Here is a 13468-nt window from a genome sequence, read left to right on the forward strand (position 1 = left end):
CCTCGCCCCCCTCGCCCACGAGCACGGGCCGGAACTCTCCAGGCTCATCTCCCGCCACCTGCGCCCGGAGGAGGACGAGGGCCCGCGCTGACCGGAGCCTACGCGCGTTGATCGGTTGTCTACCTGGGACTTCTACGGTCGGGCCATCGGCAAGTTCCGCACCGCTCAGAAGGATTCCCATGATCGACCCGGCCGCGCCGTCGCGCGGTGAGACACCCTGGATCGGCGACGATCCGAGATTCGGCGAACTGCGCGCCGCCTACCGCAGGTTCGTGTTCCCGGTGACGGTGGCGTTCCTGCTCTGGTTCCTGGCGTACGTGCTCTGCTCGGCCTACGCCCGCGGGTTCATGGCGACCAAGGTCGCCGGGCACGTCAACGTGGCCCTGGTGTTCGGGCTGCTGCAGTTCGTCTCGACCTTCGGCATCGCCCTGGCCTACGGCCGGTTCGCCGCCCGGCGGCTGGACCCGCTGGCGGCGGAGCTGCGGAGCGTGGCGGCGTCCCGCCGCCACGACGGGGACCAGGAACCGACGGGGAGCCAGGCATGACACAGCACCATTCCCAGGCCGCCGCGGTGGCGCAGGCGGCGTCGGCGTCGGCGTCGAACAAGGGCCTGACCATCGGGCTGTTCGTGGCCCTGGTGGCGGTGACCCTGGTCATCACCCTGTGGGCCCGGCGGAGCACCCGGGGCACCGGTGGCTTCTACACCGGCGGCGGGGAGTTCTCCGCGCTGCAGAACGGCATCGCGATCTCCGGCGACTACCTGTCCGCGGCGTCCTTCCTGGGGATCGCCGGGATCATCGCGCTGGCCGGGTACGACGGCTTCCTGTACTCGATCGGCTTCCTGGTGGCCTGGCTGGTCGCGCTGCTGCTGGTCGCCGAACTGCTGCGCAACACCGGGCGGTTCACCATGGCCGACGTGCTGGCCGCGCGGCTGCGCAGCGGGCCGATGCGCACCGCCGCGGGTGTGTCGACCATCGTGGTGTCGATCTTCTACCTGATCGCGCAGATGGTCGGCGCGGCGACGATCGTGGGGCAGCTGCTCGACGTCAAGGGTGCCTCCGCGCAGGTCTGGACGATCGTCGGGGTCGGCGCCCTGATGATCGTCTACGTGGTGGTCGGCGGGATGAAGGGCACCACCTGGGTGCAGATCGTCAAGGCGGTGCTGCTGATCGCCGGCGCGGCCACCATGACGGTGTGGGTGCTGGCGAAGTACGGCTTCAACGTCAGCCATCTGCTCGGGGACGCCGCCGCGGCCTCCAAGAAGGGCGACGCCTTCCTCCAGCCCGGCCTGAAGTACGGGGCTACGGACGGCTGGTCGAAGCTCGACCTGGTCAGCCTGGGCACCGCCCTGGTGCTGGGCACCGCGGCGCTGCCGCACGTGCTGGTGCGCTTCTACACGGTTCCTACCGGCCGCGACGCCCGCAAGTCGGTGAACTGGTCGATCGGCATCATCGGGGTCTTCTACCTGATGACCCTGGTGCTCGGCTTCGGGGCGGCCGCGCTGGTCGGCACGGCGACGATCAAGGAGAAGGACCCGTCCGGCAACACCGCCGCCACCCTGCTGGCGGAGCACCTCGGCGGCGGCGCGGGCACCACCGGCGGCTCGTTGATGCTGGCCTTCATCGCGGCGGTCGCGTTCGCCACCATCCTGGCGGTGGTCGCCGGGCTCACCCTGACCTCCTCCTCGTCGTTCGCCCATGACCTGTACGCCAGCGTCATCCGCAAGGGCCGGGCCACCGAGCGGCAGGAGCTGATCACGGCGAAGATCGCCGCCGTGGTGATCGGCGCGGTCGCGGTCGCGCTGTCGATCTTCGCCCGGGACCTCAACGTGGCGTTCCTGGTGGCGCTGGCCTTCGCCATCGCCGCCTCGGCCAACCTGCCGGCGATCCTGCTGACCCTGTTCTGGAAGCGCTTCACCACCTTCGGCGCCAAGTGCGGCATCTACGCGGGCCTGGTCAGCGCGATCGGCCTGGTGCTGCTCTCCCCGATCTGCTGGGGCGGCGCCAGCGGCACCGTCCCGGCCGTGAAGCTGACGGCCACCCAGGCGAAGGACTGCGGGGTGCCGGCGGCCGGCCAGGAGGTCGGCAACGCCACGGCGCTGATCTCCTGCACCACCACCGCGCCGATCCCGCTGCAGAACCCGGGCGTCATCTCGATCCCGATCGGGTTCGCAGCCGCGGTCATCGGCTCGCTGGCCGGCGGTCGCCGCCGCCGGCACGAGGACGCGGACGGGCGAGGCTTCGCGGAGCTCGAAGTCCGGGCGCTCACCGGGGTGGGGCGGTAGACCGTGACGACGGGTTCCAACCTGGACGAGTTCCTCTCCGACCTGGAGCGCTACGCCGCCGCCGACGTCCTGACCGCCCAACTCACCGCGGACACCCTGCGCAAGTACCTGCGGGCCGGGCTGATCGTCCCCGACGACCTGTGCGCCGGTGACACCGACGGCTACGCGCAGCGGCTGCTGCACGCCGGACGGACCCACTCCGTGTTGGCCCTGACCTGGCTGCCCGGGCAGTCCACCCCGATCCACGACCACATCGCCTGGTGTGTCTCCGGCGTGGTGGAGGGCGTGGAGGTGGACGAGGCGTACCGGCTGTGGCGGCTGCCCCGCTCCGGCCGCCGGGTGCTGGTGCCGTCCGGCCGGACCACCTGCTCGCCCGGCCGGGTGCAGCTCCTGGTGCCGCCCGACGAGGACATCCACCGGGTGTCCAACGGCGGCACCGGCCGCGCGGTCTCCCTGCACGTCTACGGCGCCGACATCTCGCCGAACGGGGGCAGTTCGATCAACCGGGTCTTCGGGCAGGACGTCGTGGACGCCCCGCCGGACGGCGCCCGCCTGGTGAGCTGGCGGCACCCGGACGGCCTGGCTCCCTGGCCGACGCACCGCTGACCGACCCCCGCCGTGCCCCGACGGGCCGTCCTCCCCGGACGGCCCGTCGGCCGTTTCCCGCCGGTGGTGCATGATGGCCGCCATGGCGCTGTTCGCACCGAAGTGCCCGGTCGGGCCGGCGGAGCGGGTCTGGATCGAGGAGTCCATGGCCTGGCTGGCCGCCGAGTTCGGCCGCGAGGTGCTGGACCGCGCACCCGTCCTGCCGACCGCCGAGTTCTTCCCGGGGCCCTACGAGGGCTCCGAGGAGGACATCCGGCGGGTGATCGCCCGACTCTGCGGGTACCTGGAGGTGGCGCCCGAGCGCCTGACGGTCGAGATCGAGCCGGACGACGGCGAGCGGGCCATGGCCGCCGGTCTCGGACTCGGCTACCGGTCCCGCTCCGCCGCCGGGCACTACCGGCGGGAGAACGGGCGCCCGGTGATCGCCGTCGACCAGCGCCAGGCCGCCCGGCCGGTCGCCCTGGTCGCCACCATCGCCCATGAGCTGGGCCACGTCCGGCTGCTGGACGAGCGGCGGATCACCACGGCCCGGCGCGACCACGAGCCGCTCACCGACCTTCTGACGGTCCACTTCGGCCTCGGCGTCTTCACCGCGAACTCCGCCTTCGACTTCCGCCGCAGCGACCGGGGTCGGTCGTCCGCCCGGCTCGGCTACCTGAGCGAGCCGATGCTCGGGTACGCCCTGGCCTGCTACGCCCACCGGCGGGGCGAAGCCAAGCCCGGCTGGGCGCGCCACCTGACCACCAACCCGCGGGCCTACCTCCGGCGGAGCCTGCGCCATCTGGACCGGAACCCGCCGAGCACGTGATCGGGGACCGGGAGCGGAGAGCGTGGCTGGATCCGAACATCATTGCGCGAAAACGACTCTGACGATCAGTCAATCGATCTCTCCGGCCGATCGGTCCGGGTGGCCTCCCAACTCGCCTCCGTACAGGTCACGGTGTGTGCCCGCGCTCCCAACGCGCTTACCGGAAGCCGCTGTTCGATCATCCGAAGTTCAGATTCCGAGTGCGCGTTTCACACATCCCCCTCATCGGGCGGCCCGGATGCTCTACATTGATTTTCGCCCCGCACGGACGGAAGCGGGGCGACGACGGACTGTGATCTTCCTGGCCCGGGACGGGGCCGCGAGGGTGGGGCGCAGCCGCCGACGTTTCCCGCGCACCCAGGGGCACTGGCAGGACGAGCGAGTCCGCTGCCGCCCGGGTGGGATGTTTCACGCAGCGCCGCAACAAGCCGATTCGCCATTCGCCGGGGGAGGGGTCCCCTCGGAGGCCAGGAACAGCGCGGCACACGGGGGGCGGGGCCTCCCGAGGGGAGGAACAGGGCGGGGGGCGTGAGCCTCCTGGGGGGAGGAACCGTGTGGAGCGAACACGTCGAACCCAGCGGTGAGTTGAAGGGGGACGTGGAGCAGGGGGAGGGAGAGTTAGCCGGCCCGTTTCCCTCGGCGCGCAGGCGCCCGGTGGCGAACGGGACGATCAGCCGGTCCGAGAGCGACTGGGAGCAGCAGTACCGCCGTACCGTCATCATCAGCGACACCGTGGCCACCGCCTTCGTGGTGGCGGCCATCGGCGGCTTCTTCGGGGTCCGGGACGCGGCCAACTGGCACGAGAAGTGGGGCATCCTCGCCTTCGGCACCGAACTGCTGGTGCTGGGGGCGCTGGCGACGAGCCGGGCGTGGGCTCCGGCCGTGCTGGGGCAGGGCGCCGAGGAGTTCCGCCGGCTCGGGCGCTCGCTGTTCACGGCGGCCGTCGTCCTGGCGCTCGGCGGGATCGCCCTCGGCTCGCACAACATCAGGCTCTGGATCTTCGCCGCGATCCCGGCGGTCACGGCCGTCACCATGACCGAGCGGTACCTGCTGCGGCTGTGGCTGCACAAACAGCGCAACCAGGGACGGTGCCTGCGCCCGGTGCTCGCCGCCGGGAGCCCGGCCACCGTGCGCGACCTGATCAGCCGGACCCGCAAGTTCCCGCACCTGGGCTGGCGGGTGGAGGCGGTGTGCACGCCGTACACCCTCGGCCGGGGCGCCGACCGACTGGACGGGGTGCCGGTCGTCGGCCGGCTGGCGGACGTCGCCAACCACGTCCGCCGCGACGGCTACCGGGTCGTCGCGGTCACCCCGGACCCGTACTGGACACCGGACCGGCTGCAGCGGCTGGCCTGGAACCTGGAGGGCGGCGACGCCGAGATGGTGGTCGCCCCGGTGCTGATGGAGGTGGCCGGCCCGCGGCTGCACGTCGACGCGGTGCTCGGGATCCCGATGCTGCGGGTCAGCATGCCGACCTTCACCGGCGGCCCCCGGGCCGTCAAGGAGGTCGTCGACCGGCTGGGCGCCGCCGTCCTGCTGGTGCTGTTCGCCCCGCTGATGCTGCTGGTCGGGCTGCTGGTGCTGGCGGACAGCCGGGGCGGGGTGTTCTACCGGCAGCACCGGGTCGGCAAGGACGGCCGCCAGTTCACCCTGGTCAAGTTCCGCACCATGGTCGCCGGGGCGGACCGGGCCCGGGCGGCGCTGGCCGACCGCAACGAGGGCGCCGGCCTGCTGTTCAAGCTCCGCCGGGATCCACGGGTGACCAGGGTGGGGGGAGTGCTGCGCCGGTACTCGCTGGACGAGCTGCCGCAGCTCGTCAACGTGCTCACCGGCTCGATGTCGCTGGTCGGCCCGCGGCCCCCGCTGCCGGAGGAGTCCGCGGCGTACGGCCCGGACATCCGGCGGCGGCTGCTCGTCAAGCCCGGGCTGACCGGCCTGTGGCAGATCAGCGGGCGCAGCGACCTGCCGTGGGAGGAGGCCGTCCGGCTGGACCTGCGGTACGTGGAGGACTGGTCGCTCGCCCTGGACGCGGTGATCCTCTGGAAGACGCTGCGGGCCGTGCTCCAGGGGCAGGGGGCCTACTGATGGGTGGGGGCGCCGTCCGGACGGACGGCGTGCGGACGGCCGGCCACAAGGGCCTGCCCGAGGGGAGGAACGGGTCATGAGGGTCAGCGTCCTGGGGCTCGGTTACGTGGGCTGCGTGTCGGCCGCGTGCCTGGCCAGCCTGGGCCACGAGGTCATCGGGGTCGACGTCAACCAGGTGAAGGTCGACCTGGTGAACGACGGCAAGGCCCCGGTGGTCGAGGAGCGGATCGGCGAACTCATCGCCGAGATGGTGGCGAGCGGGGCGCTGCGCGCCACCGGCGACGTCCGCGAGGCGGTCATGGGAAGCGAGGTGTCGCTGGTCTGCGTGGGCACGCCCTCGGAGCCCAACGGCAGCCTGTGCACCAGCTACCTGGAGCGGGTCACCGAGCAGATCGGTGCCGCGGTGGCCGAGCGGGGCGGGCGGCAGACCGTCGTGTTCCGCAGCACCATGCTCCCGGGCACCTGCCTGAACCTGCTGGTGCCGATCCTGGAGAAGTACGCCGGCGGCACGGCCGGGGTCGACTTCGGGGTCGCGGTCAACCCCGAGTTCCTGCGCGAGGGCACCAGCGTGCGGGACTTCTTCGACCCGCCGAAGACCGTCATCGGCGAACTCGACCGGGCGAGCGGCGACGTGGTCGAGGAGTTGTACGAGGGACTGCCCGGCGCGGTGTTCCGGGTGCCCGTCCCGACGGCCGAGGCGATCAAGTACGCGGACAACGCCTTCCACGGCCTCAAGATCGGCTTCGCCAACGAGCTGGGCGCGGTCTGCCAGGCGCTCGGGGTGGACTCGCACCAGGTGATCGACGTCTTCCTGGCCGACCGCAAGCTGAACATCAGCCCCGCCTACCTGCGGCCCGGCTTCGCCTTCGGCGGCTCCTGCCTGCCCAAGGACCTGCGCAGCCTGGTCCACGCGGCGCGCCGGGCCGACGTCGCGGTGCCGATCCTCTCCCATGTGCTGCCCTCCAACGCCGAACACCTGCGGCGTGCGGTCACGCTGGTCGAGCGCACCGGCGGGCGCCGGGTGGGCCTGTTCGGCCTGTCCTTCAAGCCGGGCACCGACGACCTGCGCGAGAGCCCGCTCGTCGAGCTGGCCGAGCAGCTCTTCGGCAAGGGCTACGACCTGCGGATCTACGACCCCAACGTGAACCTCTCCCGGCTGCTCGGCGCCAACCGCGAGTACATCGAGACCCGGCTGCCGCACCTCGCCCAGCTGCTCACGGACTCCGTCCACGAGGTGCTGGAACACGCCGAGGTGTGCGTGGTCGGGACGAAGGACCCGGCCGTCCTGGCGGCCCTGCCGCACGGCGACGGCCCGGCGATCGTCGACCTCATCCGCCTCCCCGACGCCGAGACGCGCCGGGCCGAACCGGGGTACGTGGGCCTTGCCTGGTGACACATCGTTCAGTGACGAACCGCTCAGTGACACGTCGTCCAGTGACACACCGTCCAGTGACACGTCGTCCAGTGCCGTGGCCGGCGGGGACGGGCGTGGCCGGCGCGCGCTCATCCTGGTGGAGAACCTGTCGGTGCCCTTCGACCGGCGGGTCTGGCAGGAGTGCACCACGCTGCGCGACGCGGGCTGGACGGTCCACGTGATCTGCCCCCGGGGCAGCAAACGGGACACCGAACCCGAGGCGCTGATCGACGGGGTGCGGATCCACCGCTACCCCCTGCGCGCGGCCACCGGCGGCCCGGCCGGGTACCTCCAGGAGTACGGATCGGCGCTCTGGCACACGGCCCGGCTGGCCCGCAAGGTCGGCCCGGTCGACGTGGTCCACGCCTGCAACCCGCCCGACCTGCTGTTCCTGCCCGCCCTGTGGCTCAAGCGGCGCGGCGCGCGCTTCGTCTTCGACCAGCACGACCTGGTGCCCGAGCTGTACCTCTCCCGCTTCGACCGCGGCGAGGACCTGCTCTACCGCGCCGTCTGCGCGCTGGAACGCCGGACGTACCGGGCCGCGGACATCGTGCTCGCCACCAACGAGAGCTACCGGGACACCGCGCTGCGCCGCGGCGGCCGGCGGCCCGAGGACGTCTTCGTGGTGCGCAGCGCGCCCGACACCGAGCGGTTCCGGCCGGTGCCGCCCGAGCCGGAGCTCAAGCGCGGCAAGCCCCATCTGCTCTGCTACCTGGGCGTCATGGGCCCCCAGGACGGCGTCGACTACGCCCTGCGGGCGCTCGCCAAGCTGCGCGACGAACTCGGGCGGACCGACTGGCACGCGGTGTTCGTCGGCGGCGGCGACACCTTCGACGCCATGGTGGAGCTGTCCCGGCGGCTCGGGCTCTCGGAGCAGGTGCAGTTCACCGGGCGCGTCCCGGACGCCGACCTGGTGCGCTACCTGTCCACCGCGGACGTGTGCCTGTCCCCGGACCCGCGCAACCCGCTCAACGACGTGTCGACCATGAACAAGGTGCTGGAGTACATGGTGATGGGCCGGCCGATCGTCTCCTTCGACCTCCGGGAGGCCCGGGTCTCCGCCGGTGACGCCGCCCTCTACGCGCCCGCCAACGACGAGTCCGAGTTCGCGAGGCTCGTCGCGCAGTTGATGGACGACCCGGAGAAGCGGGCCTGGATGGGCAAGCTCGGCCAGGAGCGGATCAACGGGCCGCTCGCCTGGCGGAACTCCCAGCGCGCGCTGCTCGCCGCCTACGCCGCCGCCTGCCGGGACCGCACCCCGGAGGACCGGGCACGGAGAAGGCCGTCCCGTTGAGCGACGACACGATACGCCTGGTCACGGTCGGCCGGATCCTGCGTCGGCGCTGGCGGCTGCTCGCCGTCTTCGCCCTGGTGGGTGCGCTCGTCGGCTACGGCGCCTCGCTGCTGTTCCCGCCGAGTTACACCACGTCCGCGTCGGTGCTGCTGCCGGGCGTGTGGCAGGACCGCGAGTTGCTGACCCAGGCGGAGATCGCGACCAGTTCGGTGGTGCTCGACCGGGCGGCCGCCTCGCTCGGCTGGCCCGGGGTCAGCGGCGCGAAGCTGCAGGACCGGGTGAGCGCCACGGCCGCGGACGGCAACATCATCAAGATCTCCGGCACGGCCGACACCCCGGAGCGCGCCCAGCAGCTCTCCGATCAGGTGGCCCACCAGTTCGTCACGTTCGCGGCGCGGATCGCGGGCGACAGCACCGACCCCGAGGCGGCGCAGCCCGAGGCCCTGCGGCAGCTGGTGCTGCAGGCCAGCCGCCGGATCACCGACCTGGCCGCCTCGACCGATCCGGGGCGGACGGTGGAGAGCGTGCAGACCCGTACCGAGCTGGAGAAGCTGCGCACCGCGCTCCAGGACGCCATCAAGAAGCTGGACCAGGTCGACCCGGGGGCCAACAAGGCCAACATGGTCGTCATGGGCTCGGCGGCCCGGCCGTCCGCCCAGGCACCGCCGACCAGGACGGAACTCATCGCCGCCGGGGCGCTGTTGGCCTTGCTGCTCGCCGTCATCGGTCATCTCGCCGCGGCCCGGATGAGCCGCTGGCTACGCACCGAAGGGGAGATCGCCGCGGCGCTGGGCTCGGTGGTCCTCGGCACCGTCGACGTCCCCGCCGAACGGTCCGCGCGGCGGCCGGGGGGCCGTGGGCCGCGGGCGCTGGTCCGCCGGCTGCTGGGCCTCGACACCCGCTGGGACCTGCCCGTCCCGCACGCCTCCGGCGACGAGGCCGGCCGACGGCTCCGCTACCGGCGGGTGTGCGCCCGCCTCCGAAACCGACTGCCCGCCCCCCGACGCCTGCTGGTCGTCGTCCCGGACGGCGACGAGCCGGCCCACCGGGCCGCCGGGCAGCTGGTCGCCGAGGCGGGGGGCGATCCGCTGCTGCGGGTGGTGGGGGTGTCGGCGCACCGGCCGCTGCTGCCGGACGGCGAGGACGGGTCCGGTGCGCTGGTGGTGCTCAGCACGGGCAGCTGGACGGCGGGGGAGCTGGCGGGCATCGGCGGGGCGTGCCTGGACGCCGGGCACGAGCTGGTCGGCGTCGTCGTCGCCGGCACCGTCCGGGCCCGGTCGACGCGCGGTTCGGGCCGCGCTCGGGGCCGCGCCTCGAGTCGTGCCGCGGACGGCGATCCGGACGGCGCCACGCCGGACCGCGACGCGGACCGCGACCCGGACGGAGACCAGGTCCGCGAACCCGATGGAGAGCAGGTCCGCGACCAGGACGACGCCACGCCGGCCCTCGCGGTCGGCGACGACTCGGGGAGAGGGTCGGGGTGACGACGAGTACGACTCCGGAGCCGCCGCCCGCCCCGCCACTGCTGGACCTCCAGTCCCTGGTGGTCGCGGTGCGCCGCCGGCGCCGCCTCTGGTGCGCCCTGGCGCTGGTCGGGCTGCTGCTCGGCGCGGCCGTGGCCGTCCTGAAGCCGCCGCCGCCGACCGCGGTGACCAAGGTGCTGGTCGCCCACCAGGCGGACCAGCCCAACGACCCCGGCACGCTGATCCGCACCGACGTCGCCCTGCTGCAGACCACCGCCATCGCCGGCAAGGCCCTCCAGGCCCTCGGGTCCGCGCAGAAGCCGGAGGACTTCATGCGGGACTACACGGGCCTCGGCCTGACCAACAACCTGCTGCAGATCACCGTGACCGGCGGCAGCGACGCCGAGGCGCGGGCCCGGGCCGAGGCGCTGGCGGAGGCCTTCGTCGCGGACCACGTGAAGCGGATCCAGGACGCCGCGGACGCCCAGGCCAAGGCCCTGCTCGGCGAGCGCGACCGGATGCGCGACCAACTCGCCCAGGTCAACAAGGAGATCGGGGACGGCGCGCAGCAGAGCGGGCCGACCGCCTCGGCGAACCTGGAGTCGCTCTACGCCAGCCGGGCCGAACTCACCTCCCGGATCACCGACTTCGGCCAGCGCGCGGCGGAGGCGCAGGTCGGCACGCCCCAACTGGTGGCCGGCACCCAGATCGTGGACGCCCCGCGCGCGGTGCGGCAGTCCCTGCCCACGGCCGCCGCCACCGACGGCGGGATCGGGGCCGTCCTCGGACTGGTGCTCGGCATCGCGGCGGCCGCGGTCGGCGCGGTGGTGGCGGACCGGCCGGTGCTGCGCCGGGAGATCGCGGCGAACCTCGGCGCCTCGGTCATCGCCGAGCTGCACCGGGTGCCCCGCCGCCCCGCCGGACGCTGGCAGTCGCGCCGCACCAGGGCGGCCCGGGCCAGGCTCACCGCGACCCTGGCCCGCACCGTGCGCGGCTCCGCGGAGACCGTGTCGCTGCTGGAACTGGGCTGCGCGCGCAGCACGGTGGCGATCGCCCTGGACCTCGCCGGGGAACTGTCGGGCGAGGGGCCGGTGGTGATCATGGACGGCCTGCCGGGCCCCCAGCTCGCCCACCGCCGCGCCAAGCCGGGGGAGCCGACCGTGATCGGCGGCGAGCAGGCCTCGGCCGTGGCACTGGGGGAACGCCGGCTCGGCGTCGGCTCGGTGGTCCCCGGCACGGCGTGGACCGACCTCCAGTACCTCGGCACCCGCACCGTGCTCGTGGTCCGGGCCGGGCACGGCAGCGCCGCCTGGCTGCACACCGTGGCCCGCCAGCTCGCGGACCAGCACATCCCGGTCCTCGGCGTGGTGCTGATCGACCCCGATCCGCGCGACCGGACCGACGGCACCCTGTGGGACGGGCCGCACACCGCGCTGCGCGGCCGGGGCGAGCGGCCGGCCCGGAACGGGCTGGGCCGGCGGCGGACGGCACGACTTCCGATGTGGACCTCGAGGGTCCCCGACAGCGACCAGGAGGCGAGGTAGCACATGTGCGGCATCGCGGGCACGTACCGATGGCCGGACGGCAAGGCCGTGACCGACCAGCTCACCGAGACCCTCGCCCACCGCGGCCCGGACGGGGCGGGCCGCTACAGCCACCCGCTCGGCGACGGCGAGGTGCAGCTGGGGCACCGCCGGCTGGCCATCGTCGACCTGTCCGAGACCGGCGCCCAGCCGATGGCCTCGGACGGCCTCGTCCTGACGTACAACGGCGAGCTGTACAACGCGCCCGAGCTGCGCGCCGAACTGACCGCCGCCGGGGCGCGCTTCCGCGGCACCTCCGACACCGAGGTGCTGCTGGAGGCCTGGCGGCGCTGGGGCACCGACTGCCTGCCCCGGTTGCGCGGGATGTTCGCGTTCGGGATCTTCGACGAGCGCACCGGTGAGCTGGTGCTCGCCCGCGACCAGCTCGGCATCAAGCCGCTGTTCCTGGTGCGGCGCGGCGGGGGCCTGGTGTTCGCCTCCGAGCTCAAGGCGCTGGCCGCCGTCACCGGCGGCTCGCTGGAGGTGGACCACGCCGCGCTGGTCGCCTCGCTGCTCTACTACTGGGTGCCGGACTCGCGCTGCGCGTTCCGCGAGGCGGAGAAGCTGCCGCCGGGCAGCTGGCTGCGGTGCCGGCCCGACGGCCGGGTCGAGCGCGGCCGGTTCTGGCACCTGCGGGAGGTCGCCGCCGAGGGCCGGGACCGGGCCCGGGCCGGCGAGCGGCCGGACCTCGCCGCCGTCGTCGAGGAGTCGACCAGGCGTCATCTGCTCTCCGACGTCCCGGTGGCGACCTTCCTCTCCGGCGGACTGGACTCCAGCTACCTGACCGCGCTGGCCGCCCGCGACCGCCCCGGGATCTCCGCCTACACGATCGGCTTCCGCGCCGAGGACGCCAGGTTCGAGGCGATGCCGGACGACCTGCGCTACGCCCGGCGGGTGGCCGAGCGGTTCGGCGTGGACCTGCACGAGATCGAGATCGCCCCGGACGTGCTCGACCTGCTGCCGCGGATGACGTACCACCTGGACGAGCCGATCGGCGACCCGGCCGCGATCAACACCTTCCTGATCTGCTCGGCCGCCCGGGAGGCCGGGGTCAAGGTGCTGCTCTCGGGGATGGGCGCCGACGAGCTGTTCGCCGGCTACCGCAAGCACCTGGCCAACCAGCTCGCGCTGCGCTACCAGCGCGTCCCCCGGCCGCTGCGGCGCGGCCTGTCCGCGGCCGTGGACCGGCTGCCGGTCGCCACCGCCCGCCGGGGGTACCGCTCGGTGCGCTTCGCCAAGCGCTTCCTGTCCTTCGCCGACCTGCCGGAGGAGACGGCGTTCCGGCGCAGCTACACCATGTACGACCGGGCGGAGCTGCTCGCCCTGGTCAACCCGGACCTGGCCGGGACGGTCGACGACGTGCTGACCGAGCACGCGGACGTCTACCAGGACAACGACCTGGACGACTTCGTCAACCGGATGTGCCTGGGCGACGCCCGGATGTTCCTGCCGGGCCTGAACCTCGCCTACACCGACCGCTCCAGCATGGCCGCGTCGACCGAGGTGCGGGTGCCGTACGTGGACGTCGAGGTGGTGAAGGCGGCCTTCGCGGTGCCCGGCGACCGCAAGATCGTCGGCCGGCAGGGCAAGGCCGTCCTCAAGGAGGCGGCCCTGTCCGTCCTGCCCCGGGAGATCGTGTACCGGCCCAAGGGCCTGTTCAGCGCCCCGCTGCGGGCCTGGATGAGCCGGGACCTGGCGCCGCTGGTGCGCGAGGTGGTGAACGACGGAGTGCTCGTCAACTCCGGCTTCCTGCGCCGCGAGGCGCTGGCCCGGCTGGTCGCCGAGGACGCCGCCGGGCAGCGGGACCACTCCAAACATCTGTGGCACGTGCTGACCCTCGAGTACTGGTACCGGGGCGCGACCTCCGGCTGAGGTCAGCGCGCTCGCTCGACGACGAACAGGCTGAGGAACACGAGGAACAAGGGGACTTG

General features: G+C 73.3%; 10 protein-coding genes. All 10 read left to right on the forward strand.

From position 1 onward, the window contains the following. Nucleotides 1-179: 179 nt before the first annotated feature. Nucleotides 180-545, forward strand: coding sequence for a DUF485 domain-containing protein (locus ACZ3YL_RS22815; RefSeq protein ID WP_465659423.1), 366 nt, complete (start codon nucleotides 180-182; stop codon nucleotides 543-545). Beyond that, nucleotides 542-2284 carry a solute symporter family protein gene (locus tag ACZ3YL_RS22820; RefSeq protein ID WP_188304760.1) on the forward strand — a complete coding sequence of 581 codons (1743 nt, stop codon included), beginning with the start codon at nucleotides 542-544 and terminating at the stop codon, nucleotides 2282-2284. The genes ACZ3YL_RS22815 and ACZ3YL_RS22820 overlap by 4 nt, the downstream gene beginning before the upstream one ends. 3 nt (nucleotides 2285-2287) lie before the next feature. Continuing rightward, complete coding sequence (locus ACZ3YL_RS22825; protein WP_465659425.1) at nucleotides 2288-2890, forward strand: cysteine dioxygenase family protein; 603 nt, start codon at nucleotides 2288-2290, stop codon at nucleotides 2888-2890. An 82-nt stretch (nucleotides 2891-2972) separates the two neighbouring features. Continuing rightward, nucleotides 2973-3698 carry a hypothetical protein gene (locus ACZ3YL_RS22830; RefSeq protein WP_188304758.1) on the forward strand — a complete coding sequence of 242 codons (726 nt, stop codon included), beginning with the start codon at nucleotides 2973-2975 and terminating at the stop codon, nucleotides 3696-3698. 597 nt (nucleotides 3699-4295) lie between these two features. After that, nucleotides 4296-5783 carry a sugar transferase gene (locus tag ACZ3YL_RS22835; protein WP_411292953.1) on the forward strand — a complete coding sequence of 496 codons (1488 nt, stop codon included), beginning with the start codon at nucleotides 4296-4298 and terminating at the stop codon, nucleotides 5781-5783. Between the two features lie 76 nt (nucleotides 5784-5859). After that, nucleotides 5860-7176 carry a nucleotide sugar dehydrogenase gene (locus ACZ3YL_RS22840; protein WP_188304756.1) on the forward strand — a complete coding sequence of 439 codons (1317 nt, stop codon included), beginning with the start codon at nucleotides 5860-5862 and terminating at the stop codon, nucleotides 7174-7176. 76 nt (nucleotides 7177-7252) lie between these two features. Continuing rightward, nucleotides 7253-8491: a glycosyltransferase family 4 protein gene (locus ACZ3YL_RS22845; protein WP_465659428.1), complete on the forward strand. Its 1239-nt coding sequence runs from the start codon at nucleotides 7253-7255 to the stop codon at nucleotides 8489-8491. After that, a complete protein-coding gene (locus tag ACZ3YL_RS22850; RefSeq protein ID WP_465659429.1) occupies nucleotides 8488-9975 on the forward strand; it encodes a Wzz/FepE/Etk N-terminal domain-containing protein in 1488 nt (495 codons plus the stop codon). Before ACZ3YL_RS22845 ends, ACZ3YL_RS22850 begins: the two co-directional genes overlap by 4 nt. Then, nucleotides 9972-11498 carry a Wzz/FepE/Etk N-terminal domain-containing protein gene (locus ACZ3YL_RS22855; RefSeq protein WP_465659431.1) on the forward strand — a complete coding sequence of 509 codons (1527 nt, stop codon included), beginning with the start codon at nucleotides 9972-9974 and terminating at the stop codon, nucleotides 11496-11498. The genes ACZ3YL_RS22850 and ACZ3YL_RS22855 overlap by 4 nt, the downstream gene beginning before the upstream one ends. 3 nt (nucleotides 11499-11501) lie before the next feature. Then, complete coding sequence (gene asnB / locus ACZ3YL_RS22860; protein WP_188304752.1) at nucleotides 11502-13409, forward strand: asparagine synthase (glutamine-hydrolyzing); 1908 nt, start codon at nucleotides 11502-11504, stop codon at nucleotides 13407-13409. Nucleotides 13410-13468: the final 59 nt, after the last annotated feature.

The organism is Kitasatospora sp. NPDC023176, assembly GCF_055560495.1.

Coding starts and splice junctions, on each gene's coding strand:
- ACZ3YL_RS22815 (WP_465659423.1), top strand. CDS start 180: ATGATCGACCCGGCCGCGCCGTCGCGCGGTGAGACACCCTGGATCGGC.
- ACZ3YL_RS22820 (WP_188304760.1), top strand. CDS start 542: ATGACACAGCACCATTCCCAGGCCGCCGCGGTGGCGCAGGCGGCGTCG.
- ACZ3YL_RS22830 (WP_188304758.1), top strand. CDS start 2,973: ATGGCGCTGTTCGCACCGAAGTGCCCGGTCGGGCCGGCGGAGCGGGTC.
- ACZ3YL_RS22840 (WP_188304756.1), top strand. CDS start 5,860: ATGAGGGTCAGCGTCCTGGGGCTCGGTTACGTGGGCTGCGTGTCGGCC.
- asnB (WP_188304752.1), top strand. CDS start 11,502: ATGTGCGGCATCGCGGGCACGTACCGATGGCCGGACGGCAAGGCCGTG.